This is a genomic window from Pseudomonas helleri (assembly GCF_001043025.1).
GTDB lineage: Bacteria > Pseudomonadota > Gammaproteobacteria > Pseudomonadales > Pseudomonadaceae > Aquipseudomonas > Aquipseudomonas helleri.
On record NZ_JYLD01000009.1, the window covers coordinates 1 to 24,754 of the forward strand.

Consider the following 24,754-nt stretch of genomic DNA (forward strand, 5'->3'; position numbering starts at 1 on the left):
TCGGTTGGCACGTACTGATTGGTCGTCGTATTCTTTTTCATGGACTCGCCCTCGCTGTCGTTGGCTTCTAATAGAATGCCACCGTGGCGCACAGACGCCTCGGCTTGGGCGAGTCCATGTAATTACAGGGAATGTCGCCAACCCTGTAGTCGCGATTTAGTCAGCCAGACGCCAGGTAGTGCCACCCTTGCCGTCTTCCAGCACAACGCCCATTGCCGTGAGCTGGTCGCGGATGCGATCCGACTCAGCCCAGTCCTTGCCCGCGCGCGCAGCCAAACGAGCCGCAATCAAAGCATCAACTTGCGCCGCATCAACTCGCCCTTCAGCGCCCGCCTGCAAAAAGTCATCGGCTTCGAGCTGCAATACACCCAGCACATCGGCCAACTCTTTAAGACGCGCTGCCAAACCGGCCGCCGCCAATTCGTCCGACTCACGCAAACGGTTAATCTCGCGAACCATTTCGAATAGCACCGCACAGGCTTCGGGCGTACCGAAGTCGTCATTCATCACTTGAGTGAAGCGTTCTACAAACGCCTCACCACCGGCCGGCGCCACTTTCGGCAAGCCTTTGAGTGCGTGATAGAACCGCTCAAGCGCCGCTTTCGCGTCCTTGAGGTTGTCTTCGGAGTAATTGATCGAGCTACGGTAGTGGCTGGAAACCAATAGGTAACGCACCACTTCCGGATGATATTTCTCCAGAACGTCGCGAATGGTGAAGAAGTTGTTCAAGGATTTGGACATCTTCTCGCCATTGATGCGAATCATCCCACAGTGCATCCAGGCATTGGCGTAGGTTTTACCCGTGGCCGCCTCGCTTTGGGCGATTTCGTTTTCATGGTGCGGGAATTCCAGATCGCTGCCGCCGCCATGAATATCGAAGGTCTCGCCCAGGCAGCAGGTCGACATCACCGAGCACTCAATGTGCCAGCCCGGACGCCCTGGACCCCACGGCGACTCCCAGCTTGGCTCGCCCGGCTTGACGCCTTTCCACAGCACGAAGTCCAGCGGATCGTCTTTGGCCTCGTCAACTTCGATGCGAGCACCGATGCGCAAGTCTTCGATCTTTTTGCGCGACAGCTTGCCGTAGCCCATGAACTTGGCAACGCGGTAGTACACGTCACCATTGCCGGGAGCGTAGGCGTAGCCCTTGTCGATCAAGGTCTGGATCATCGCGTGCATGCCGGCGATATGGTCGGTGGCACGCGGCTCCATGTCCGGCTTCTTAATGTTCAGCAGGGCTTCGTCTTCATGCATCGCGGCGATCATGCGCTCCGTCAGCGCTTCAAACGTTTCACCGTTTTCATTCGCACGATTGATGATCTTGTCGTCGATATCGGTGATGTTGCGCACATACGTCAAATCGTAACCGCTAAAACGCAACCAGCGCGTCACCAGGTCGAAGGCAACCATGCTGCGACCGTGACCCAGGTGGCAGTAGTCGTACACGGTCATGCCGCACACGTACATGCGCACCTTGTTGCCATCCAGAGGCTTGAAAACTTCTTTGCTCTTGGTGAGCGTGTTGTAGATCGTTAGCACGAGCTCTTCCTTAAAACTTGATCACTGGCCCCACGAATCACGCAGAGTCACGGTACGGTTGAATACCGGCTGACCTGGTTTCGAGTCCTTGATGTCTGCGCAGAAGTAACCTTCGCGCTCGAACTGGAAACGGTCTTCCGGCAGTGCATTGCCCAGCGAGGGTTCAGCACGACAACCGGTCAGCACTTGCAGTGAGTCAGGGTTGATGTTTTCCAGGAAGCCAGCGCCATCCTCGGCCTTTTCAGGGTTCGGCGAACGGAACAGGCGATCGTACAGACGCACTTCACACTCGACGCTGGCAGCCGCCGGCACCCAGTGCACCACACCTTTGACCTTGCGGCCCTCAGGGTTTTTGCCCAGGGTTTCAGGGTCGTACGAGCAGTGCAGCTCAATGATGTTGCCGTCAGCATCTTTAATCGCTTCATCGGCACGGATCACATAGCTGCCGCGCAGACGCACTTCGCCCGCAGGCTCAAGGCGCTTGTAACCTTTTGGCGGCTCTTCCATGAAATCGTCACGATCGATGTAAATCTCACGCGCGAATGGCAGCACGCGCACACCCATGTCTTCTTTAGGGTGGCAAGGCAGCTCAAGGTTTTCGACCTTGTCTTCAGGGTAGTTGGTGATGATCACTTTCAACGGGCGCAGCACGCACATGGCACGCGGGGCGCTGTGATCGAGGTCATCACGGATGCTGAATTCCAGCATGCCGAAATCCACTACACCGTCCGAGCGGTTAGTGCCGACCATGTCGCAGAAGTTGCGGATCGACTTGGGCGTGTAACCACGACGGCGGAAACCCGACAGCGTCGACATGCGCGGGTCGTCCCAACCGTTCACGTGCTTTTCATCCACCAGCAGTTTGAGCTTGCGCTTGCTGGTGATGGTGTAGTTCAGGTTCAGGCGCGAGAACTCGTACTGACGCGGCTTGCTCGGCACCGGCAGGCTGTCGAGGAACCACTCATACAGAGGGCGATGGCTTTCGAACTCCAGGGTGCAGATGGAATGGGTGATGCCTTCGATGGCGTCCGACTGACCGTGAGTGAAGTCGTAGTTCGGGTAGATGCACCACTTGTCACCGGTCTGGTGGTGGTGGGAATGGCGGATGCGATACATGATCGGGTCGCGCAGGTTCATGTTCGGCGAAGCCATGTCGATCTTGGCACGCAGCACGCGGGCGCCGTCCGGAAATTCACCGGCGCGCATGCGGGCGAACCAGTCCAGGTTCTCTTCGACCGAACGGTCGCGGAACGGGCTGTTCTTGCCTGGCTCGGTCAGGGTGCCACGGTATTCCTTGGCTTGCTCAGGACTCAGGTCGTCGACATAGGCCTTGCCAGCCTTGATCAGCTCGACCGCCCAGTCATGCAACTGATCGAAATAGTGCGATGCATAGCGCACTTCGCCAGACCACTGGAAGCCCAGCCACTTCACGTCGCTTTCGATCGCGTCGATGTATTCCTGGTCTTCCTTGGCCGGGTTGGTGTCGTCAAAGCGCAAGTGCGTAACGCCGCCAAATTCCTCAGCCAGGCCAAAGTTCACGCAAATGGATTTGGCGTGGCCAATGTGCAAGTAGCCGTTAGGCTCAGGCGGGAAGCGGGTCACGATCTGTTGGCATTTACCCGATTCAAGGTCCGCCTGCACGATTGGGCGCAGAAAATTGGCCGGTACAGCTGGGCCAGCCTTTGGATTCAGAGTGGGGTCGACAGTGGGCTTGCTCATAGGATCCTTGAACGTAACGGGTGCGCGGCCTGGAGCGGCCGACGAAATCAAAGCGCCTATCATAGCCGATGCTGTCAAGTCCCTGACAGAGCAGGCGACCAATCAAAGCAATTGAAATAGGGCTTTTAGCCCCCATATCGCAAAAACACCATCGAAATGCTCTGCGGTCAGGCTAAACTTCGCCCGCGGCTGTATCTACCCAGCCCAACCGGGGCTGACGGTGTCATACGATTTCCTCGCCCAACGAATTCTCTGATAGAGCGATAACGACATGTCAAAAGTAAAACTGACCACCAACCACGGCGACATCGTGATTGAACTGAACGCTGAAAAGGCGCCAATTACTGTCGCTAACTTCCTCGAATACGTAAAAGCCGGCCACTACGAAAACACTGTTTTCCACCGTGTAATCGGTAACTTCATGATTCAGGGCGGCGGTTTTGAACCTGGCATGAAAGAAAAGAAAGACAAGCGCCCAAGCATCCAGAACGAGGCGGATAACGGCCTGTCGAACGACAAATACACCATCGCCATGGCTCGCACCATGGAGCCGCATTCGGCTTCCGCGCAGTTCTTCATCAACGTGGCTGACAACAGCTTCCTGAACCACAGCGGCAAAAACGTTCAGGGCTGGGGCTACGCAGTGTTCGGCAAAGTGACCGAAGGCCAGGACGTTGTTGACAAGATCAAAGGCGTTTCGACCGGTTCCAAAGCGGGCCACCAGGACGTACCGGCAGAAGACGTGATCATCGAGAAAGCCGAGATCGTTGAGTGATACTGCTGATTTCAGATTTGCATCTGGAAGAGGAGCGCCCGGACATTACCCGGGCGTTTCTGGATTTCCTGTCCGGGCGCGCGCGCTCGGCACAGGCGCTGTACATTTTGGGAGATTTCTTTGAAGCCTGGATCGGCGACGATGCAATGACGCCCTACCAGCGCTCCATCTGCGAAGCGCTACGCGAATTGAGTGACAGCGGTACGAAGGTATTCCTGATGCACGGCAATCGCGATTTTCTGCTCGGCCAGGCCTTTTGCAAGGCGGCTGGCTGCACCCTGCTTAAAGACCCGAGCGTGGTCGATTTCTACGGCGAGCCGGTTTTATTGATGCACGGCGACAGCCTGTGCACCCGCGACGAAGCCTACATGCGTATGCGACGCTACCTGCGCAACCCGGTGACGGTGTGGATCTTGCGCCACTTGCCGTTGAGCACTCGCCATAAGTTGGCGCGCAAGCTGCGCAGCGAAAGCCGTGCGCAAACCCGCATGAAAGCCAACGACATTGTCGACGTGACCCCCGAGGAAGTACCGCGGATCATGGAGCACTTCGGCGTCAAGACCCTGATCCATGGCCACACCCACCGCCCCGCGATACACAAATTGCAACTTGGCGATTACGCCGCCAAGCGCATCGTACTCGGCGACTGGGACAAACAAGGCTGGGCCTTGCAAGTGGATGAACAAGGCATGCAACTGGCGCCGTTTGAGTTCGTCAATTCGCAACTGGCGCTACCTCACGCCACCCAATAAACACTGCCCACTGTAGGAGCGAGCTTGCCTCGCGATCTTTTAAAAGATCAAAAGATCGCGAGACAAGCTCGCTCCTACGAGGTTTGCGTCCAATCAGGCGTTAATGCCCGCTCGCTGCCGGTCCTGGCTTGGCGGCAAATGGCGGCTTGGCCAGCCATACCAGCAAGATCAAGCCCATAAACATCCAGCCCATCAGCGTGAAGTAGTCCACGGTCGAGAGCATGTACGCCTGGCTGGTCAGCACTTGATCGAGCTGGGCATACGCCTGGTTGCTCGCCCCACCCAAGCTGTCCAGCGCATGCCGGGTGACCGGATCATAGGTACTCAAGCTTTCACTCATGTAGGCATGATGCTGATCGGCACGACGAATCCAGATCCAGGTGGTCAGGGACGCAGCAAAACTACCGCCCAATGTCCGCAGGAACGTGGCCAGGCCCGCGCCGTCAGCAATTTGATGAGGCGGCAAGTCCGACATCAAAATGCTCAAGGTCGGCATAAAGAACAGCGCCACCCCGATCCCCATAAACAGTTGCACCAGTGCAACGTGCTGGAAGTCGACCTCATTGGTGAAATCGGCACGCATAAAGCAGCTCAGGCCGATCGCCAAAAAGGCCAGCCCGGCCAGCAGGCGCAGGTCGAACTTGTTCGCGTACTTGCCCACAAAAGGCGACATCAATACCGGCAAGATCCCAATCGGCGCCACCGCCAAGCCCGCCCATGTCGCGGTATAACCCATTTGAGTCTGCAACCATTGCGGCAAGATCAGGTTGATACCGAAGAACCCGGCATAACCCAGCACCAACACGATGGTGCCGATACGGAAGTTGCGGTAGGCAAACAGGCGCAGGTTCACAATCGGGTGTTTGTCAGTCATTTCCCATATGACAAAAGCCGCCAACGCCACCACAGACAACGCCGTGCCCATCAGGATGAAGTTGGATTCGAACCAGTCCAGGTCATTACCCTTGTCGAGCACAATCTGTAGCGCGCCGACGCCAATGATCAGCGTAATAAGCCCTACGTAGTCCATCGGCTGACGAGTAATCACCACCGGCCGCGCCTTGAGCTGCTGACGCACCACCAGCACCGCAAAGATGCCAATCGGGATGTTAATAAAGAAGATCCATGGCCAACTGTAACTGTCCGTGATCCAGCCACCCAAAATTGGCCCGGCAATCGGCGCCACCACCGTGACCATCGCCAGCAATGCCAATGCCATCCCCCGTTTCGCTGGGGGGTACACCGCAATCAACAAGGTTTGCGTCATCGGATACAGCGGCCCGGCCACCAGACCTTGCAGCACACGAAAACCCACCAGCTCAGGCATGGACGTCGAAATACCGCACAAGAATGAAGCCAGTACAAACAGCACCGTGGCCCACAAAAACAGTTTCACTTCGCCAAAGCGCCGGCTCAACCAGCCCGTCAATGGCAACGCAATCGCGTTACTCACCGCAAAAGAAGTAATAACCCACGTACCCTGCTCCGAACTCACCCCCAGGTTGCCGGAGATGGTCGGCAAGGCAACGTTGGCGATGGTGGTGTCGAGCACCTGCATAAAGGTCGCCAGCGACAGGCCAATGGTGGCGAACAGCAGGCTGGGCGGGGTAAAAGACGCGTTTGTGCTCATCGCAAATCCTTTAAAACCAAGGGGACAGCCCCGCCAGTGCAGCGGGGCTTATGGATTGGCGAATTAGCGTTGGGCGGCGGAATTGCCCGCCACAGCGCTGTTGCTTTCAATCAGGCGGGAAATCAGGGTGTCTGCTTCAGCCAGCTGTTGCTCGTACACGTTGGTGGTGAACATCGCCTTCTGCGGCGGCTGTTGCGCCAGCACCGGGCCGCTCTGGTCATGCAGGTTCACGTCAACCGTGGTCGACAGCCCGATGCGCAGCGGGTGCTTGGCCAGCTCATCGGCATTGATGTGGATACGCACGGGAACACGCTGAACAATTTTGATCCAGTTGCCGGTCGCGTTTTGCGCTGGCAACAGGGCAAACGCGCTGCCGGTGCCCGCACCGATGCTGTCGACGGTACCGCTGTACTTGACGTTGCTGCCATACAGGTCCGATTCAATTTCAACCGGCTGGCCAATGCGCATCTTGTCCAGTTGGGTTTCCTTGAAGTTGGCGTCGATCCACAGCTGGTTAAGCGGGATAACTGCCATCAACGCGGTGCCTGGCTGAACCCGCTGCCCCAATTGCACGGTACGTTTGGCGACATAGCCGGTCACCGGCGCAATCAACGTGGTGCGTGCGTGTTCCAGATACGCCTGACGCAACTGCGCAGCGGCGGCCAGCACATCCGGATGGTTGGCAATGGCCGTGTTGTCTACCAGCGCGCTGGTGGTGTCGAGTTGCTGCTCGTTATTGCGTAAGGCACTTTGTGCAGACGCCAGGTCATCCCGCGCATGGGACAGCTCTTCTTGGGAAATAGCCCCGCTTGCTGCCAGGTTTTTCCGGCGATTGAAGTTGTCCTGGGCTTTTTGCACGGCGACTTTTTGCGCCGCCACCTGCGCTTTGGTACCGCTTACGTTACTGAACAGGCCGCGAACCTGACGCACCGTACGGGCCAAGTTGGCTTCGGCGCTCTGCAAGCCGACCAGCGAATCGCTCGGATCAAAGTTAAGCAGCACCTGACCTTCATGAACCAGATCGCCATCATCGGCGCCGATGCTCACCACCGTCCCCGCCACCAACGGCGTGATTTCGACCACGTTGCCGTTGACATAGGCGTCATCGGTGCTCTCGCTCCAGCGGCCATACAACTCATGCCAGCCCCAGACGCCCAGGCCGACCAAGATGACCAAAATGGCCAGGCCACTCAGCCAGAGTTTACGTTTACGCTGATTACCAGCGTCCTGATTGTGTTGCGCTTCATTCGGTGTTTGCACAGTAGCCATGACGATTACCTAAATTATTCTGCCAGGGAGGCTTGAACAGGAACGGCCGCAGCCGCATTGCCGGGCTCAAAGCCACCGCCCAGGGCTTGCATCAGTTGAATCGAAAGCGTGATCTGCTCAGCATTCAGGTCAGCCAGCTGGCGCTGCGCCTGGAGCAATTGCTGCTCGATGCTGAGGACATCCAGGTAACTGCCGATGCCGGATTCGTAGCGCTGTAATCCCGAGTCATACGACTGCTGGGCAATATCAGCCGCACGCTTCTGAGTGCTGACCTGCTCGCTCATGGCGTTCAATTGCTCGAGGGTATCGCTGACATCACCGAGGGCGGCCACCAGCGTCTTGTTGTACTGCGCGACGGCCAGGTCGTAATTGGCGTCTTCGGCATCCAGCCCGGCACGCAGACGGCCGCCGTCAAAAATCGGCAGTGAAATGGCCGGGGCGATGCTCATAAAGCGGCTGGCCGAACCAAACAGCGCATCGCCCAGCAACGACTGAGTCCCGGCAGCGGCACTCAAGTTGAGGTTGGGGTAAAAACGTGTTTTGGCGGCGGCAATATTTTTACTGGCCGCTTCGACCCGCCAGCGTGCCGCCACAATATCGGGGCGACGGCCCAGCAACTCGGCGGGCAATGTACTCGGCACAGCCACGGCGGCGGGGGTCAAAATCTGCGGCCGGGCAATCTCGAAGCCACGGTCCGGGCCTTTGCCCAGCAACACGGCCAGGGCGATATGAGCGCTCTTGACCTGTTTCTGTGCATTGATCACCTGCTCCTGGGAGCTGGCTTCCAGGCTTTCGGTCTGCTGGTACTGATAGTGGCTGTCGATACCGGCCTGCAACCGCTGCTTGCTCAAATCGAGCATTTTGCGGGTGCGCTGAAGGTCATCTTTCGACAGATCCAGCACGCTGTAGGCATGCCCCAGATTGCTGTAGGCCTTTGCCACATCGGCCGCCAGGGTCAGGCTCGCAGCATGGCTGTCGACTTCGGCAGCGCGGGCTTCGCTCAAAGCCGCTTCCCAGGCATCCCGCTGGCCGCCCCACAGGTCGAAGGTGTAATTGAAGGTCAGACCGATGTCTCGCACCGTGTCATAACGACCGCCCTGGCCGGTTGGATCCTGGGAGCGCGACAGGCGCGAGCGCGTCACATCGGCCTCGGCGTCCAGCGTCGGCATGCGTGCCGCATTGGCAGCGCCGGCGGCGGCAGTGGCCTGATGCGCACGGGCACTGGCTATCTGCATGTCCGGGCTGTCACGCAATGCCTCGTCGACCAAGCCATTCAACTGGCTGTCGCCCAAGCGCTTCCACCAGTCCTTTTGCGGCCAGGCTGCCGGGGTCACATTGATGCCCTTGAGGGCTTGAGCGGACTGGAGGCTTTTCGCATCCAGGCGCGTGCCTTCGGTGGTCAAACCGCTGTAGCTGGCACACCCCGCCAGCGCAAGGGACACACACATCAGGCTTAAGCCTGTTCGTAGCGTTCTGTTGCTCATTTTTCACCCAAGCGCATGATGGTGATCGGATCCCCGGCCGCCAGCAGTATTTTTTTAAGAATATCTTCCAGCGTTTGCAGCTCTTGCGGGCTGATCTCGCCCGCCAATTGATTCATTGCATTGGTACCGATAATCGGTAGTTCATCGGCCAGCGCCAGGCCGTCATCGGTCAGCACAAGGCGCACCTGACGCCGATCAGCTTCCGAGCGTTGGCGAATCAAAAGATTTTTCTGTTCCAGGCGATCGAGCATGCGCGTCATCGAGCCGCTGTCCAGGGACAGGTGGCGGCACAGCTCGGCCGGGGTATCGACCGCGTACTGAGCCATGATGATCAGCACCTTGAACTGCGCGGCGGTAATGCCGTAAGGCTCCATGTGCGTGTCGATGATGCGATCTTTAAGCAGCGCTGCACGTCCCAGTAACAAACCCAGGGTGCAGTTTCGAAAGGTATCGGGGTGGAAGTGTTTCATCAGGGCACCAGAAAGCTGCCTAAGCAGTAATGTAACCAAATACTACTGCTTAGGCAGCTAATGTCAAGATTATAAATAGCAGGCTAACTATTTAGTCGTAACTGTAGGAACTGCCGCAGGCTGCGATCTTTGAAAAATCAAAAGATCGCAGCCTTCGGCAGCTCCTACGGTCAGGTATCGAACACAGAAAGCCGTAGCCGGTAAATCGGCGACTTAAGGCTGAGCGGGCACGCCGCTGTGGAAGCGGAATTCAACATCGGGGGTTTCAATAAGCTCTTGCTCGGCCGCCCTCACCCGCTCAATGACTTGAGCAATGTCTTTGGCGTCGCCGTATTGATAGGCCAGTTTCAAATAGCCCTGAAAATGACGGGCCTCGCTTTTGAGCAGGCCGTAGTAGAACTTGCCGAGTTCTTCGTCCAAATGCGGCACCAACGCTTCGAAACGCTCGCAACTGCGCGCTTCAATAAACGCCCCGACCACCAACGTATCCACCAGCTTTACCGGCTCGTGGTTACGCACCACTTTGCGTAAACCCGAGGCGTAACGGCCCGCCGACAACTGGCGCAATTCGATTTTGCGCTTTTTCATCAAGCGCATGACCTGCTCGTGGTGCACCAGCTCTTCACGGGCCAGGCGCGACATCATATTGATCAGGTCAACGTGCGAGTGGTACTTGGCAATCAGGCTCAACGCCGTACTGGCGGCCTTGAATTCGCAGTTTTTGTGGTCGATCAACAGGGTTTCCTGATCGGCCAATGCAGCAGCGATCCAGCCGTCAGGGGTACGGCAACCCAGAAACTCATGGATTTCAGGAAGGTTCATCCACGCACTCCCGAACACTGGAGATTGCACAACGGGCCGAACGTGTTTTGAGGTATCGCTGACATGAGGCTCACAAAGGCTGGACGAGGCGAAAGGCGCCGATTATACGGGCCATGTGCCACAGCACCAACCGCGCAACTTGATATGCATCAACGTCCGAATTACTGATGAGCAACTATAGTGCTCGCATCCACCCTTATTGCACATGGAGTGAACGGTCATGCAAACCATACGTAGCCTGTTGGTCGTCATCGAGCCCCATCTGATGGAAAGCTTCGCCCTCAAGCGCGCCAAAGAAATCGCCAAAGCCTCCAAAGCGCATTTGCACCTGTTGATCGGCGACAAAGAGCACGATCACTCAGCCTTGCTCAATGTCCTGACCAACAGCCTGATTACCGAAGGCTACAGCGTGACGTCGCGTCAGGCCTGGCACGACAACCTGCACACCACCATCATCAAGGAGCAGCAAATCGAGGGTTGCGGGCTGGTGATCAAGCAACACGTTGACGACTCCATCCTGAAAAAAATCCTGCTCACCCCCGAAGACTGGAAACTGCTGCGCGACTGCCCTACCCCGGTCTTGCTGGTCAGAACCACCAAGCCATGGAGCAACGGCGTGGTGCTGGCCGCCGTCGATGTAGGCAACGGCGACGAAGACCACATGGCGCTGCACAAAACCATCATCGACCAGGGTTTTCGCATTGCCAGCCTGACCCACGGCGAACTGCACGTCGTCAGCGCGCACCCGGCGCCCACCCTGGCGGTGATGGATGCGGCTTACCCGATCGACACCGAATACGAAGCCAGCTTTCGGGCGGCCAGCAAGGAGTTCCAGCGCCGCTTCGAAATCAGCGACGAGCGCATGCACATTAAAGAAGGCCCGGCAGACATCATCATTCAGCAGGTCGCCAGAAAGCTCGACGCTGTGGTGACGGTAATCGGTACTGTGGCGCGCACCGGCTTGTCAGCGGCCTTGATCGGCAACACCGCAGAAATCGTGATCGACAAGCTTGAGTCCGACGTTCTGGTGCTCAAGCCCGAAGACATCGTCAAGGAACTGGAACAAAAAGTGTAGGAGCGAGCTTGCCTCGCGATCTTTTGATCGTTTAAAGATCGCGAGGCAGAAGGCCGGGACCTATTGCCCCATCGCATCCTTGAGAAAGCCCGGGGCGATGTAGCGCTCGTAGTGCGCTTCGGACAAGAGGAAAAATTCCCGATCAATGGCGTCACGCAACTCCGGCAGCCCCCAGTCACGAAACTCAGGCAACAACACCATCCCGTACATCTCCAACTGATTGATCACCCGTGCGCCACGGGCTATCAATTGGTACGCCCAGCAATATTCAGATTGCTTCTCTACGAAACGTATTTTTCGGGTAATCAACTGATTGCGCAGCGCCGGCGGGTCGAACACCTCGACCTTGGCCGCCATGACCTGCACTAAAAGCTGTTCGAGCCGCAGCCAGACAGCGCGTTTTTCGTCCTCGTTGTAACCGTTCCAGTGGATCACTTCGTGGTGAAAACGCTTGCAGCCACGGCACACGAGGTCTCCGTAAACCGTTGAGCACAGGCCGATACAAGGGGTCTTGATGGTTTGGTTGGGCATGGCGAAATAGAGCACTGCAGAGTGAAACAGACGGCCATGTTAGCCCTTTGTCTAACGCAGATCACCCCTCAACCTTCAGGGCCTAACTTACCTTTAACAAGTTTTTGCCGTAGAATCAGCCTGCCTTTTAAGGCGCCAATGTCCGTTGGAAGCTGTTTTCAAAGCGTCACGAGCACAGTTGATCCTGAAGAACGGTGTTGGTGCGGGGTGTTTGCACAGCAAGTGCCCCCATCAACCTTCATCATCCCGCCGTTCGGATGGCGTAAAACTTTGAAAACAGCTTCTGTTGGAAATCCTTGAAACTCTGGCTAAGCGGCCCAAAAAGCCCTGCAGCGCATGAGTACCTGGCATTCCTGGATGAGCGTCCCGGACACCCATTTGGGACCAATGATGAGGGTAATAACTGTGCTTGAAGCCTACCGCAAACATATCGAAGAGCGCGCAGCCCTGGGTATCGTTCCCCAGCCGCTTAACGCCGAACAAACTGCAGGCCTGGTTGAGCTGCTGAAAAACCCGCCTGCCGGCGAAGAAGAATTCCTCGTTGACCTGATCACCAACCGCATTCCACCTGGTGTTGACGAAGCTGCCTACGTAAAAGCCGGCTTCCTGGCCGCCATCGCGAAAGGTGAAGCAACCTCCCCCCTGATCACCAAACAACGCGCTGTTGAACTGCTTGGCACCATGCAAGGCGGCTACAACATCGTGACCCTGGTTGATCTGCTGGACGACGCAGAGCTGGCACCGGTTGCCGCTGCGCAACTCAAGCACACCCTGCTGATGTTTGATGCCTTCCACGACGTCGCTGAAAAAGCCAAAAACGGCAATGCTCACGCTAAAGCCGTGATTGAGTCCTGGGCTGACGGCGAGTGGTTCAAAAACCGCCCGACACTGGCAGACAAAATCAGCCTGCGCGTGTTCAAGGTTACCGGCGAAACCAACACCGACGACCTGTCGCCTGCACCAGACGCCTGGTCGCGCCCGGACATCCCGCTGCACGCCCTGGCCATGCTGAAAATGGCCCGTGACGGTATCGTGCCGGACGTTCAAGGCTCCATCGGTCCGATGAAGCAAATCGAAGAAATGCGCGGTCAGGGCTTCCCTATCGCCTACGTCGGTGACGTAGTCGGTACCGGTTCCTCGCGTAAGTCGGCCACCAACTCCGTACTGTGGTTCTTCGGCGACGACGTTCCTTATGTACCGAACAAGCGTGCAGGCGGCTTCTGCTTCGGCAGCAAAATCGCTCCAATTTTCTACAACACCATGGAAGATGCTGGCGCACTGCCAATCGAGTTCGACGTCAGCAACATCAACATGGGCGACGTGATCGACCTGTACCCGCACGCTGGCAAAGTGTGCAAGCACGGTACTGACGAAGTCATCACCACCTTCGAACTGAAAACTCCCGTTCTGCTGGACGAAGTTCGCGCCGGTGGCCGTATCCCTCTGATCATCGGCCGTGGCCTGACCGAGAAGGCTCGTGCCGAGCTGGGTCTGGGCCCTACCGATCTGTTCAAAAAGCCTGAAGCACCTGTTGAAAGCACCAAGGGTTACACCCTGGCGCAAAAAATGGTTGGCAAGGCGTGCGGCGTGACTGGCGTTCGTCCAGGCACTTACTGCGAGCCGAAGATGACCACCGTAGGTTCTCAGGACACCACCGGTCCAATGACCCGTGACGAACTGAAAGACCTGGCGTGCCTGGGCTTCTCCGCTGACCTGGTGATGCAGTCGTTCTGCCACACCGCGGCCTATCCAAAGCCGATCGACGTCACCACGCACCACACCCTGCCAGACTTCATCATGACCCGTGGCGGTGTTTCCCTGCGTCCGGGCGACGGCATCATCCACAGCTGGCTGAACCGCATGCTGCTGCCTGACACCGTCGGCACCGGTGGCGACTCCCACACGCGTTTCCCAATGGGCATCTCGTTCCCTGCCGGTTCGGGTCTGGTAGCGTTCGCTGCAGCCACTGGCGTAATGCCACTGGACATGCCGGAATCGGTTCTGGTTCGCTTCAAAGGCGAAATGCAGCCGGGCATCACCCTGCGTGACCTGGTACACGCCATTCCTTACGTCGCTATCCAGAAAGGTCTGCTGACGGTCGAGAAGAAAGGCAAGATCAACGAATTCTCGGGTCGCATCCTGGAAATCGAAGGTCTGGACAACCTGAGCATCGAGCAAGCCTTCGAACTGTCCGACGCCTCGGCAGAACGTTCGGCGGCTGGCTGCACCATCAAGCTGTCCAAAGAATCGATCACCGAATACCTGAACTCCAACATCACCCTGCTGCGCTGGATGATCGCGGAAGGTTACGGCGACGTGCGTACCCTTGAGCGTCGCGCTCAAGCGATGGAAGCCTGGGTTGCCAACCCTGAGCTGATGGAAGCCGATGCTGACGCCGAATACGCGCACATCATCGAAATCGATCTGGCCGACATCAAAGAGCCTGTGCTCTGCGCACCAAACGACCCGGATGACGCTCGCCTGCTGTCCAGCGTTACCGGCGAGAAGATCGACGAAGTGTTCATCGGTTCGTGCATGACCAACATCGGCCACTTCCGCGCTGCGGGCAAGTTGCTGGACAAGGTCAAAGGTCAGCTGCCAACCCGTCTGTGGCTGTCGCCTCCGACCAAAATGGACGCTCACCAACTGACCGAAGAAGGCTACTACGGCATCTACGGCAAAGCTGGCGCACGCATGGAAATGCCAGGCTGCTCGCTGTGCATGGGTAACCAGGCACGCGTTGAGCCGAACTCCACCGTGGTGTCGACTTCGACCCGTAACTTCCCGAACCGTCTGGGTGACGGCGCCAACGTTTACCTGGCTTCGGCTGAGTTGGCGTCGGTGGCTTCGATCCTGGGCCGTCTGCCTTCGGTTGAGGAATACATGGCCTACGCGGCAGAGATCAACACCATGGCAGCGGACGTGTACCGTTACCTGAGCTTTGATCAGATCGCTGAATTCCGTGAGTCGGCAGCCAATGCCAACATCCCGGTCATTCAAGCGTAAGCTGATGCCGTAACGAAAAAGCCCCGGTTCTCTTGCGAGAGCCGGGGCTTTTTCTTTCCTGCGATTCAGGCTTTACAGCAGAGGCGCTACCACCTGCTGCTCACGTGGCCAGGCATCCAGCACCGCCTTGCACAGGGTGGCCAGCGGGATCGCAAAAAACACCCCCCAAAAGCCCCACAACCCGCCGAACAGCAACACCGCACAAATGATGGCCACCGGGTGCAAACTCACCGCCTCAGAGAACAACAATGGCACCAGCACGTTGCCGTCCAGGGTCTGAATGATCCCGTACACCGCCATCAGGTAGATGAACTGGTCGCTCCAGCCCCACTGGAACAACGCAATCAGCATGACCGGCACCGTCACCACCACCGCGCCCACATACGGCACCACCACCGACACCCCCACCAGCAACGCCAGCAAGGCTGCGTAGTTAAGGCCCATGGTCACAAAGGCGATGTAAGTCACGCCGCCGCAGATGATGATTTCGATAACCTTGCCGCGAATATAGTTGGCGATCTGCCGATTCATTTCCTCGGCCACACGGGTAATCAGCGCACGCTCGCGGGGTAAATAACCGCGAACCCAACGACCAATCAGCGCACGGTCTTTAAGAAAGAAGAACACCAGAATCGGCACCAGCACCAGATAGATCATGATGTTGACCAGCAGCGGCAAACTGGACAGCGAGAAGGTCAGCGCCAATTGGCCAAACTTGCCGATCTCACCGCGCGCCACTTCGATGGCTTGCAGCACCTGCTCGTCCGACACCAGATGCGGGTAACGCTCAGGCAGCAACAACAACAGCGACTGCCACTTGGCCAGCATGCCCGGCAATTCATTGAACAAGGTGATCAACTGGTGCCACAGCAAAGGCACGACCACGATCATAAACACCAGCAGTAGCCCCATAAACAGGGCAAACACCAGCCCGACCGCCGCCCCGGCAGGCACTCGCAGGCGTTCAAGCGCCACCACCAGGCCCTGCATCAGATACGCCAGCACCATGCCGGCCAACACTGGCGCGAGCATGCCGCCCAAGGTCAGCACCGCCGTAAAGGCCAGCACCAACAACACCGCCAGCACCACGGCCTCCTCATCAGAGAAGTAGCGCTGTACCCAATTTCGTAACACTTTGAACATCGATATTCCTTAAGAGAAAGCGCCGCCCGGCCTCAAGCCTTGCGTAACCAGTAGCGATAGGTGCCAGAATCTTCTTCTTCACGCAGTAGCTCATGCCCTGCCAGACGTGCGAAAGCCCGAAAATCGCGTAGCGAACCGGCGTCCGTCGCGATGACTTTCAAGGTCTGCCCCTGGGCCAGACGGTTAAGCTCCAGCTTGGCCTTGAGCAACGGCAGTGGGCAGCTCAGGCCACTGGCATCCACTAGCGCATCATGCGCCAACGCATCAGTCATTTTTTACTTCCTCAGGCATGCCTATGGGTGGCATTTTTTAGCTCGCTAGAATACCCCAAGCAGACCGCCACTGGTCGCCAGCCGAGTGTCCAGCTACAGTAAGCGCTTTAATGATTAGAGCTTTGTGCATGAATTTTCTGCGCCCGACCCTATTGACGCTCGCTTGCCTGCTCGCATCACCGAGTTTCGCAGACGATTTACCGTCTCTGGGTGACGCCAGCTCGGCCATCGTTTCTCCGCAGCAAGAGTATCAACTCGGCCGTGCCTGGTTGAGCATGCTGCGCAGCCAGGTGTCGCAGCTCAATGACCCGCAACTCAAGGACTACGTCGAAACCAGCGTCTACAAACTGGTCGAAACCAGCCAGGTGCAGGACCGGCGTCTGGAATTCATTCTGATCAACAGCCCGCAGCTCAACGCCTTCGCGGCGCCCGGCGGGATTATCGGGGTCAACGGCGGGTTGTTCCTCAACGCCCAGACCGAAGGCGAATACGCCTCGGTACTCGCCCACGAACTTGCTCACTTGTCGCAACGCCACTTTGCCCGCGGCGTAGAAGCCCAGCAACGCATGCAACTGCCCATGATGGCGGCCCTGCTCGCCGGTATTGTGATCGCCGCCTCGGGCGCCGGTGACGCCGGTATTGCCACCATCGCCGGTACCCAGGCAGCGGCCTTTCAGGAACAACGACGTTTCTCGCGTCAGAACGAGCAAGAGGCTGACCGTATCGGCATCCTCAACCTTGAAAAGGCCGGTTACGACCCGCGCTCCATGCCCACCATGTTTGAGCGCTTGATGCGCCAGTACCGCTTTGACGCCAAGCCGCCTGAATTTTTGCTGACTCACCCGGTGACCGAGTCGCGTATTGCCGACACCCGCAACCGCGCCGAACAGGCCAAAATCGGTGGCACAGAAGACAGCCTGCGCTATCAACTGATTCGCGCCCGGGTACAACTGCAATACGAAGACACGCCGGGCCTGGCCGCCAAGCGGTTCCGCCAGCAGTTGGATGAAAACCCAAAAAATGACGTCGCCCGTTATGGCCTGGCGATTGCCCAAATCAAGGGCAGCCAGTTCAACGAAGCCCGCACCACCCTGAAGCCGTTGCTGGACAAGGCGCCCAACGACATCACCTACAACCTGGCGCAAATCGAGCTGGACATGGACAGCAACCGCTTGGTCGATGCCCAGCAGCGGGTCGACAGAATGCGCACGCTGTACCCTGGCAACTATCCGTTGAATCAGGTCCGGGTCGACTTGCTGCTCAAGCAAAATCGCCCGGCCGATGCCGAAAAAGCCCTGGACGCCCTGCTCAAAAGCCGCCCGGATGACCCGGACGTCTGGTATCAGGTAGCAGAAACCCGCGGGTTGTCGGGCAACATCATTGGCCTGCACCAGGCCCGCGCCGAGTACTTCGCCTTGATGGGCGACTACCGTCAGGCCATCCAGCAAATCGCCTTTGCGAAAAAGCTCACCAACAACTTCCAGCTGTCGTCACGCCTCGATGCACGCCAGCGCGAGCTGATGGATCAAGAGCGGGCGATCAAAGACATGATGAACTGACCCAACACCATAAACCGGTAGGAGCGAGCTTGCCTCGCGATCTTTTAAGGTTCAAAAGATCGCGAGGCAAGCTCGCTCCTACAAGTGGATCTGGTTGGGTTTAGGCGTTACCCGCCAGTTTCAAGCGCGCGGCCTGGGTAAAATCCAGCATGCGTTTGAGCGGGCGAACGGCGTGGGGCACCAGAGCCGGGTCGACAAAGATCTCGTTTGTGCCCTTTTGCAGACACTCAAGGGTGCGCTCCAGGGTGTTCATGGCCATCCACGGGCAATGCGCACAACTGCGGCACGCCGCGCCGTTACCGGCAGTCGGGGCTTCGATAAAGACTTTGTCCGGGCACAACTGCTGCATTTTGTAAAAAATGCCGCGGTCGGTAGCGACGATAAAGGTTTTGTTCGGCAGCTTTTGCGCAGCGGCAATCAGTTGGCTGGTGGAACCCACCGCGTCTGCCAGCTCAATCACCGACTCCGGCGACTCCGGGTGCACCAGAATCGCGGCGTCCGGGTACAAAGCCTTCATGTCTTCCAGTTGCTTGGACTTGAACTCTTCGTGAACGATGCAAGCACCGTCCCACAGCAGCATGTCTGCCCCGGTCTGACGCTGGATGTAACGCCCCAGGTGCTTGTCCGGGCCCCAAATGATTTTCTCGCCGTTGTCCATCAGGGTTTCGACGATTTCCAGTGCACAACTGGACGTCACCACCCAATCGGCCCGCGCTTTAACGGCCGCCGAGGTGTTGGCGTACACCACCACGGTGCGCTCGGGGTGTTGATCGCAAAACGCCGAGAACTCTTCGACCGGGCAGCCCAGGTCCAGCGAACACGTGGCCTCCAGGGTCGGCATCAGCACGCGTTTTTCAGGGGTCAGGATTTTTGCCGTCTCCCCCATGAACCGCACGCCTGCCACCAAAATGGTCTTGGCCGGGTGAGCAGCGCCAAAACGCGCCATTTCAAGGGAGTCAGACACGCAACCACCGGTTTCTTCGGCCAGGGCCTGGATCACCGGGTCACAGTAGAAGTGCGCGACCAGTACCGCATCACGCGCTTTGAGTTCGGCAGCAATGGCTGCACGCAGCGTCGCCTCTTGCTCGGCAGTCAAAGGCGTTGGCTGCTTGGCATCGAGGTGGGCTTGGACCAGAAGTCGTTCAGAAATTTGCGTCATGTTCGCAAGACCTGCAAGCGCTAAGGCGCGAAAGTCGAGTGTACCACCGGCTCCGGACTGTCGAGTCCCGCCGGGAGAATGTGTGTTATCAGGCACGGACCAGCTATCAAGCGCGCTAAGGCTACAGAATAAGCTTGCGATTCAAAAGTTTAATGTTGGTTTTGCCCATGCAGGCAAGGCGCCGATGCGGGCTGGCAAACCCGCATCGGCCGGGGGGCGGGTCCGTTTATTTGAGCGCTGCCAGCACGTGCTCTGCCACCGGGCCACCCGAGGCCGGGTTCTGCCCGGTGATCAAACGTCCATCGGCGATAGCGAACGGCGCCCACGGAGCGTCAGCCTTTTCATAGTGAGCGCCGCACTTCACCAATTCGGTCTCGGTGAGATACGGCACCACATCAGCCAGACCGGCCAGGGTCTCTTCCTCATTGGAAAAGCCGGTGACCCGCTTGCCCTTGATCAGTAGCTCGCCATTGGACAGTTTGATATTGAGCAAGCCCACCGCTCCATGGCACACCGACGACACCACCCCGCCGTGCTCATAGATGTGGCGGCTGATCGCCTGCAACTGCGCGTTGTCCGGGAAGTCCCAAATCACCCCATGCCCACCGGCATAATAAATCGCCGCGTAATCGTCAGGATTGATCTCGTCCGGTTTTAGCGTCGCGCCCAGGCGGTTCATGAACGCCTTGTCGTGATACCACTTCCAGTCAATCTCCGAGGCCATGTCCTTGGCCAGGCTGTGCGGGTCAATCGGGGTGTAACCGCCTTGCGGGCTGACGTAATCCACGGCATACCCGGCGGCCTCGACCTTGTGCACAAAATGCACGGCCTCACCCAGCCATAAACCCGTCGCGCGATCCAGATTGGGGTACTTCTCGACGCTGGTCAGTACCACTAGTATTTTTTTGCTCATCGCTGCCTCCTGTCAGAACGACGGGCCATTCGGCCCTCGAGCTGTACGACATGCTTACGTACAGAGTCAGGAGCATAGACAAGCGCTTGCGGGCATTAGTGCCGTGCATCCAAAGCACCTGTCCATTCATCAGTTGGCATTCCAGCCGCCCCCCAGCACTTTGTACAACGTCACCCGGTTGCTCTGCTCGGCCAGCCGAAGGGTGATCAAATCTTGCTCGGCGCTGTACAGCGAGCGCTGGGTCACCAGGGCTTCGAGGTAGCTTTGCGAACCGCCCTGATACAGGGCCTGTGACAAGTCATAGCTGGTGCGGCTGGCCTTGGTCAGCGCCATTTGGGCAGCCAGACGCTGATCCAGAGTACTGCGCACGGCCAGGGCATCGGCCACTTCGCTGAAAGCGGTCTCCAGGGTTTTCTGGTAGGTCTGCACCTCAATGTCGCGGGCGACCTTGGCGGAGTCCAGCGCAGCCCGATGGCTGCCGGCGTCGAAAATTGGCAGGCTGATACTCGGCGCAAAGTTCCACGCGCCGCTACCACCGCTGAACAGGCTCGACAGGCTGGAGCTGGCCGAGCCCGCCCCTGCCGTCAGGGTAATACTGGGGAAGAACGCGGCGCGGGCGGCACCGATATCGATGTTGGCCGACTTGAGCGTGTGCTCGGCCGCCAGCACGTCAGGGCGACGCTGCAACAGGGTGGAGGGCAATTCCCCCGGCACCTGCACCAGCATCGCGACCGACTGCAAGCTGTCGCCGGGCAAGTATTGCGCCGGGATGGCATTGCCGACCAACAGGCGCAAGGCATTCTGATCTTGCAGGACCTGGCTGGCATACACCCCGACGTCGACCTTGGCCGACTCCACGGTGGTTTGGGCTTCAGACACCGCCAAACCGGCGGCCCCGCCCAGTGCATGGCTGCGCTGGGTCAGGTCATAGGTGGCCTGCTGGCTGACCAGGGTTTGCCGGGCCAACGCCAAGCGTTCGTTGTCGGCCGCCAGGGTCAACCAGGCGATGCCGACTTCGGCCACCAGGCTGATCTGTGTGCTGCGCCGGGTTTCGGCCAGCGACAGGTACGCTTCCAGCGCCTCGTCCTCGAGGTTCTGCACGCGGCCAAAGAGATCCAGCTCGTAACTGCTCAGCCCCAATTGGGCGCTGTAATCGTGGCTGGTGGTGCCGGACGTTCGACTATGGCTGCCACTTACGCTCGCGTCGATCGCCGGTAAACCCGCCGCGCGCTGGATGCGATACTGCGCCTGGGCCTTTTCAATGTTCAGTGTCGCCACCCGCAAGTCTCGGTTGTTGGTCAACGCCAGCGCCTGAAGGTGCGCCAGGCGCGGGTCGGTAAAAAACTGCTGCCAACGGATGTCCGCCGCGGCTTGGCCGTTGGGCACAGCAGTGCCCGGCAGCCATTGTTCATCGACCGCAGCCTGAGGGCGCTCATACGTGGGCGCCAGATTGATGCAACCGCTGAGCAGCGCCAAGGCTGCCAGCAAGGGCCAACGAAAACGACTCATGCGTCACCTTTTGGGTCAGGGGTGCGAACGCGACTGAAGCGGCGGCGAATCAGCACGAAAAACAGCGGTACAAAGAAGATGCCCAACAGCGTGGCGCTGAACATGCCGCCCAGTACTCCGGTACCGATGGCACGGCGCCCGGCAGAACCTGCGCCCGTGCTCAGCGACAGCGGCAAGACACCAAACATAAAGGCCAGTGAGGTCATCAGAATCGGTCGCAGGCGCTGGCGCACCGCGATCAGGGTGGCCTCGATCAAGCTATTGCCCTGCTCATGCAGGTGCTTGGCGAACTCCACAATCAAAATCGCGTTCTTCGCCGCCAGGCCCACGGTGGTCAGCAAACCCACTTGAAAGTACACGTCATTGCTCAACCCGCTGAAACGCGTGGCCAGCACGGCGCCCACCACACCTAGCGGCACCACCAGCATCACCGAGAAAGGCACTGACCAGCTCTCGTAGAGTGCCGCCAGACACAGGAACACAAACAGCACCGATATCCCGTACAGCAACGGTGCTTGCGAGCCCGACAAACGCAGTTGATAAGACTGCCCGGTCCACTCGTAGCCGATGCCTTCGGGCAACTGCCGGATGATGCTCTCCACGGCGTCCATGGCCACCCCGGAGCTCACGCCCGGCGCGGGATCACCCACCACCTCCAGCGACGAACTGCCGTTATAGCGCTCGAGCAATGGCGAGCCGTAACTCCACGAGGTGCTGGCGAACGAAGAGAACGGGACCATTTCATCGTTGCTGTTACGTACAAACCAATGGTCCAGGTCGGCGGCCTGCATGCGCGCGGTCGCCTCGCCCTGCACGTAGACCTTTTTCACCCGGCCCTGGTTAAGAAAATCGTTAACGTAAGTGCCGCCCAGCGCGGTGGACAAGGTGGCGTTGATGTCGCTGGTGCTCAGGCTCAAGGCGCCCGCCTTGCGATCATCAATGTTGACCTTGAGCTGCGGTGTGTCGTCCAGGCCGTTGCTGCGCACGCCTTGCAGACGCGGGTCTTTTTGCGCCAGTTCGATAAATTGCTCGCGCGCCGCCACCAACGCGTCATGCCCCAGCCCCGCGAGGTCCTTGAGCTGCAAATCGAACCCGGAGCTTTGCCCCAGCCCGCGCACGGCAGGCGGTTGCATGACAAATACGTTGGCATCGCCAATGCTCGACAACGCCTCGGTTGCCCGCTGCGCGATAGACGCGGCGTCCTGGCCTGCGCCCGTGCGCTCGCTCCAGTCCTTGAGCCGGATAAAGGCCCGGGCCGAGTTCTGACTGTTGCCGCCCATGCCCAGGCCCGAGATGCTGATCAGCGCTTCGACTTCCGGCTGCTCGAGCATATAGCCCTCGAACTGCTTGAGCACCGCCTGGGTTCGGTAATCCGTTGCGCCCACGGGCAACTGCACTTGGGCCATCAAGATGCCCTGGTCTTCATCGGGCAAAAATGAGGTTGGCAAGCTGGAGTAACCAGCCGCCATGGCGGCGATCACCAATAGGTACACGACCAGGCTGCGACCTCCCCGGCGTACGATCACTCCTACGCCTTTTTGATAAGCCTCTGCGCTGCGCTCAAAGGTGCGGTTGAACCCTCCGAAGAAGCCGCTAGCAGCAGCGTGCCCTGTGGCATCGGAAGGCTTGAGCAAGGTCGCGCACAGCGCGGGCGTCAGGGTCATGGCCACCAGCACCGAGAGCACCATGGCCGAAACGATGGTCACCGAAAACTGCCGATAAATGATCCCGGTTGAACCCCCAAAAAACGCCATGGGGATAAACACCGCGCTCAGCACCAACGCGATGCCCACCAGCGCGCTGGTGATTTCGGCCATCGACTTGCGCGTGGCTTCCAGCGGCGAAAGCCCTTCTTCGCTCATCACCCGTTCGACGTTTTCCACCACCACAATCGCGTCGTCCACCAACAGGCCGATGGCCAATACCATGGCGAACATGGTCAAGGTGTTGATCGAATAGCCGAACAGCGCCAGCACCCCGAACGTGCCCAGCAAGACTACCGGCACAGTGATGGCCGGGATCAGCGTGGCGCGTACATTTTGCAAGAACAAAAACATGATCAGCACCACCAGCACGATGGCTTCGCCCAACGACTTGACCACCTCTTCGATGGACAGGCTGACGAACGGGGTCGTGTCATAGGCGATCACATTTTTGAGCTGCATTTCGCTCGGGTAAAACGGCTGGAGCTCGGCGAGCCTGGCCTTGACGGCCTCCCCGACCTTAAGCGCATTGGCGCCCGTGGCCAGCTGTACGCCCATCGCAGCGGCGGGCTTGCCATTGAGGGCCGAGTTCACGTCGTAGCTGTCACTGCCCAGCTCAACCCGCGCCACCTCACCGAGCAACACCACCGCGCCCGTGCTGTCGGACTTGACCAACACATTGCGGAACTCTTCGGCGGTCTGCAATTTGCTGCGCGCACTGATCGTTGCATTCAGTTGCTGCTTGGCCACGGCTGGCAACGCCCCGAGCTGGCCCGCCGACACTTCGGTGTTTTGTGCCTCCAGCGCGGTGATCACATCCGAGGGCATCAAGGCGTATTTTTCGAGCAGCGCCGGGTCCAGCCAGATGCGCATGGCGTAGCCCGAACCGAGGGTTTGCACCTCGCCGACTCCGTCGATCCGGGCAATCGAGTCAAGCAAGGTGCTGGAGATGTAATCGCCAATTTGCGTGCCGGTCACGCTAGGGTTGTCGGACGCGAGGGCTGCAATCATCAAGAAGTCAGAGCCGCCCTTGGTCACGGTCAGGCCTTCGCTCTGCACCGAAGCGGGTAGCCGCGACTCCACTTGTTGCAGCTTGTTCTGCACCTGCATCTGCGCCACGTCTGGGTCGGTGCCGGCATCGAAGGTCAAACTGATACTGGCGCTGCCTGCCGAACTGCTGGACGCCGACATGTAGGTGAGCTTGTCGAGCCCGGTCATTTGCTGCTCGATGATCTGGGTCACCGAGTCTTCAACGGTCTTGGCCGAGGCGCCGGTGTAGGTTGCAGAAATGCGCACGGTGGGCGGTGCGATGTCCGGGTATTGCTCCAGCGGCAACTGACTGATCGACATCGCCCCCGCGAGCATGATGACGATGGCGATCACCCAGGCAAAAATCGGCCGGTCGATAAAAAAGCGCGCCATGC

19 protein-coding genes are annotated in these 24,754 nt (G+C 58.7%); 5 read left to right on the top strand and 14 right to left on the bottom strand.

Going from position 1 to position 24,754, the window contains the following annotated elements:
- Window positions 1-156: 156 nt before the first annotated feature.
- The gene (gene cysS / locus TU84_RS15430) at window positions 157-1,539 is read right to left on the bottom strand and encodes a cysteine--tRNA ligase (RefSeq protein ID WP_048370409.1); all 1,383 of its coding nucleotides are present in this window, start codon (window positions 1,537-1,539) and stop codon (window positions 157-159) included.
- Between the two features lie 21 nt (window positions 1,540-1,560).
- The gene (locus TU84_RS15435; protein ID WP_048370411.1) at window positions 1,561-3,258 is read right to left on the bottom strand and encodes a glutamine--tRNA ligase/YqeY domain fusion protein; all 1,698 of its coding nucleotides are present in this window, start codon (window positions 3,256-3,258) and stop codon (window positions 1,561-1,563) included.
- Between the two features lie 271 nt (window positions 3,259-3,529).
- Between TU84_RS15435 and TU84_RS15440 the strand changes: the two genes are divergently transcribed.
- Together TU84_RS15440 and lpxH are read left to right on the top strand one after the other, a co-directional pair.
- Entirely contained in the window at window positions 3,530-4,033 is a 504-nt protein-coding gene (locus TU84_RS15440; protein WP_048370414.1) for a peptidylprolyl isomerase, read from the top strand.
- Window positions 4,030-4,785, top strand: coding sequence for a UDP-2,3-diacylglucosamine diphosphatase (lpxH, locus tag TU84_RS15445; protein WP_048370416.1), 756 nt, complete (start codon window positions 4,030-4,032; stop codon window positions 4,783-4,785). Before TU84_RS15440 ends, lpxH begins: the two co-directional genes overlap by 4 nt.
- Before the next feature lie 100 nt (window positions 4,786-4,885).
- Here lpxH and TU84_RS15450 read toward each other — a convergent pair whose 3' ends face one another.
- From TU84_RS15450 to miaE, 5 genes are all read right to left on the bottom strand, one after another.
- Complete coding sequence (locus TU84_RS15450; protein WP_048370417.1) at window positions 4,886-6,415, bottom strand: DHA2 family efflux MFS transporter permease subunit; 1,530 nt, start codon at window positions 6,413-6,415, stop codon at window positions 4,886-4,888.
- A 63-nt stretch (window positions 6,416-6,478) separates the two neighbouring features.
- Window positions 6,479-7,684, bottom strand: coding sequence for an HlyD family secretion protein (locus TU84_RS15455; RefSeq protein ID WP_048370419.1), 1,206 nt, complete (start codon window positions 7,682-7,684; stop codon window positions 6,479-6,481).
- A gap of 14 nt (window positions 7,685-7,698) precedes the next feature.
- Window positions 7,699-9,168, bottom strand: a complete 1,470-nt coding sequence (locus TU84_RS15460; RefSeq protein WP_048370420.1) for an efflux transporter outer membrane subunit — start codon at window positions 9,166-9,168, stop codon at window positions 7,699-7,701.
- On the bottom strand, window positions 9,165-9,638 hold the full coding sequence (locus TU84_RS15465) for a MarR family winged helix-turn-helix transcriptional regulator (RefSeq protein ID WP_048370423.1): 474 nt from the start codon (window positions 9,636-9,638) through the stop codon (window positions 9,165-9,167). The genes TU84_RS15460 and TU84_RS15465 overlap by 4 nt, the downstream gene beginning before the upstream one ends.
- Window positions 9,639-9,851: 213 nt before the next feature.
- Entirely contained in the window at window positions 9,852-10,460 is a 609-nt protein-coding gene (gene miaE, locus TU84_RS15470) for a tRNA-(ms[2]io[6]A)-hydroxylase (protein WP_048370424.1), read from the bottom strand.
- A gap of 220 nt (window positions 10,461-10,680) precedes the next feature.
- Between miaE and TU84_RS15475 the strand changes: the two genes are divergently transcribed.
- Window positions 10,681-11,535, top strand: coding sequence for a universal stress protein (locus tag TU84_RS15475; RefSeq protein ID WP_048370426.1), 855 nt, complete (start codon window positions 10,681-10,683; stop codon window positions 11,533-11,535).
- A 60-nt stretch (window positions 11,536-11,595) separates the two neighbouring features.
- On the opposite strand, the gene TU84_RS15480 is transcribed toward TU84_RS15475, so the two are convergent.
- The gene (locus TU84_RS15480) at window positions 11,596-12,066 is read right to left on the bottom strand and encodes a DUF1289 domain-containing protein (RefSeq protein ID WP_048370428.1); all 471 of its coding nucleotides are present in this window, start codon (window positions 12,064-12,066) and stop codon (window positions 11,596-11,598) included.
- A 405-nt stretch (window positions 12,067-12,471) separates the two neighbouring features.
- Here TU84_RS15480 and acnB point away from each other — a divergent pair, with 405 nt between their 5' ends.
- Window positions 12,472-15,072 carry a bifunctional aconitate hydratase 2/2-methylisocitrate dehydratase gene (gene acnB / locus TU84_RS15485; protein WP_048370429.1) on the top strand — a complete coding sequence of 867 codons (2,601 nt, stop codon included), beginning with the start codon at window positions 12,472-12,474 and terminating at the stop codon, window positions 15,070-15,072.
- A gap of 72 nt (window positions 15,073-15,144) precedes the next feature.
- Here the strand turns inward: acnB and TU84_RS15490 are convergent, their stop codons facing one another.
- Together TU84_RS15490 and TU84_RS15495 are read right to left on the bottom strand one after the other, a co-directional pair.
- Window positions 15,145-16,215 carry an AI-2E family transporter gene (locus tag TU84_RS15490; protein ID WP_048370431.1) on the bottom strand — a complete coding sequence of 357 codons (1,071 nt, stop codon included), beginning with the start codon at window positions 16,213-16,215 and terminating at the stop codon, window positions 15,145-15,147.
- A gap of 32 nt (window positions 16,216-16,247) precedes the next feature.
- Window positions 16,248-16,487: a sulfurtransferase TusA family protein gene (locus tag TU84_RS15495; protein ID WP_048370433.1), complete on the bottom strand. Its 240-nt coding sequence runs from the start codon at window positions 16,485-16,487 to the stop codon at window positions 16,248-16,250.
- Window positions 16,488-16,615: 128 nt separating this feature from the next.
- Here TU84_RS15495 and TU84_RS15500 point away from each other — a divergent pair, with 128 nt between their 5' ends.
- A complete protein-coding gene (locus tag TU84_RS15500; RefSeq protein WP_048370435.1) occupies window positions 16,616-18,046 on the top strand; it encodes a M48 family metalloprotease in 1,431 nt (476 codons plus the stop codon).
- Between the two features lie 100 nt (window positions 18,047-18,146).
- Here TU84_RS15500 and nadA read toward each other — a convergent pair whose 3' ends face one another.
- From nadA to TU84_RS15520, 4 genes are all read right to left on the bottom strand, one after another.
- Window positions 18,147-19,205, bottom strand: a complete 1,059-nt coding sequence (gene nadA / locus TU84_RS15505; RefSeq protein ID WP_048370437.1) for a quinolinate synthase NadA — start codon at window positions 19,203-19,205, stop codon at window positions 18,147-18,149.
- Between the two features lie 226 nt (window positions 19,206-19,431).
- Window positions 19,432-20,118 carry a type 1 glutamine amidotransferase domain-containing protein gene (locus tag TU84_RS15510; RefSeq protein WP_048370438.1) on the bottom strand — a complete coding sequence of 229 codons (687 nt, stop codon included), beginning with the start codon at window positions 20,116-20,118 and terminating at the stop codon, window positions 19,432-19,434.
- Between the two features lie 129 nt (window positions 20,119-20,247).
- Window positions 20,248-21,627, bottom strand: a complete 1,380-nt coding sequence (locus TU84_RS15515) for an efflux transporter outer membrane subunit (protein ID WP_048370440.1) — start codon at window positions 21,625-21,627, stop codon at window positions 20,248-20,250.
- On the bottom strand, window positions 21,624-24,752 hold the full coding sequence (locus TU84_RS15520; protein WP_048370442.1) for an efflux RND transporter permease subunit: 3,129 nt from the start codon (window positions 24,750-24,752) through the stop codon (window positions 21,624-21,626). Before TU84_RS15520 ends, TU84_RS15515 begins: the two co-directional genes overlap by 4 nt.
- Window positions 24,753-24,754: the final 2 nt, after the last annotated feature.

Excerpts from the sequence above, each read along its gene's own strand:
- TU84_RS15435 (WP_048370411.1), bottom strand. The coding sequence starts at position 3,258 with ATGAGCAAGCCCACTGTCGACCCCACTCTGAATCCAAAGGCTGGCCCA.
- TU84_RS15440 (WP_048370414.1), top strand. The coding sequence starts at position 3,530 with ATGTCAAAAGTAAAACTGACCACCAACCACGGCGACATCGTGATTGAA.
- TU84_RS15450 (WP_048370417.1), bottom strand. The coding sequence starts at position 6,415 with ATGAGCACAAACGCGTCTTTTACCCCGCCCAGCCTGCTGTTCGCCACC.
- TU84_RS15455 (WP_048370419.1), bottom strand. The coding sequence starts at position 7,684 with ATGGCTACTGTGCAAACACCGAATGAAGCGCAACACAATCAGGACGCT.
- TU84_RS15460 (WP_048370420.1), bottom strand. The coding sequence starts at position 9,168 with ATGAGCAACAGAACGCTACGAACAGGCTTAAGCCTGATGTGTGTGTCC.
- TU84_RS15465 (WP_048370423.1), bottom strand. The coding sequence starts at position 9,638 with ATGAAACACTTCCACCCCGATACCTTTCGAAACTGCACCCTGGGTTTG.
- miaE (WP_048370424.1), bottom strand. The coding sequence starts at position 10,460 with ATGAACCTTCCTGAAATCCATGAGTTTCTGGGTTGCCGTACCCCTGAC.
- TU84_RS15475 (WP_048370426.1), top strand. The coding sequence starts at position 10,681 with ATGCAAACCATACGTAGCCTGTTGGTCGTCATCGAGCCCCATCTGATG.
- TU84_RS15480 (WP_048370428.1), bottom strand. The coding sequence starts at position 12,066 with ATGCCCAACCAAACCATCAAGACCCCTTGTATCGGCCTGTGCTCAACG.
- TU84_RS15490 (WP_048370431.1), bottom strand. The coding sequence starts at position 16,215 with ATGTTCAAAGTGTTACGAAATTGGGTACAGCGCTACTTCTCTGATGAG.
- TU84_RS15495 (WP_048370433.1), bottom strand. The coding sequence starts at position 16,487 with ATGACTGATGCGTTGGCGCATGATGCGCTAGTGGATGCCAGTGGCCTG.
- TU84_RS15500 (WP_048370435.1), top strand. The coding sequence starts at position 16,616 with ATGAATTTTCTGCGCCCGACCCTATTGACGCTCGCTTGCCTGCTCGCA.
- nadA (WP_048370437.1), bottom strand. The coding sequence starts at position 19,205 with ATGACGCAAATTTCTGAACGACTTCTGGTCCAAGCCCACCTCGATGCC.
- TU84_RS15510 (WP_048370438.1), bottom strand. The coding sequence starts at position 20,118 with ATGAGCAAAAAAATACTAGTGGTACTGACCAGCGTCGAGAAGTACCCC.
- TU84_RS15515 (WP_048370440.1), bottom strand. The coding sequence starts at position 21,627 with ATGAGTCGTTTTCGTTGGCCCTTGCTGGCAGCCTTGGCGCTGCTCAGC.
- TU84_RS15520 (WP_048370442.1), bottom strand. The coding sequence starts at position 24,752 with ATGGCGCGCTTTTTTATCGACCGGCCGATTTTTGCCTGGGTGATCGCC.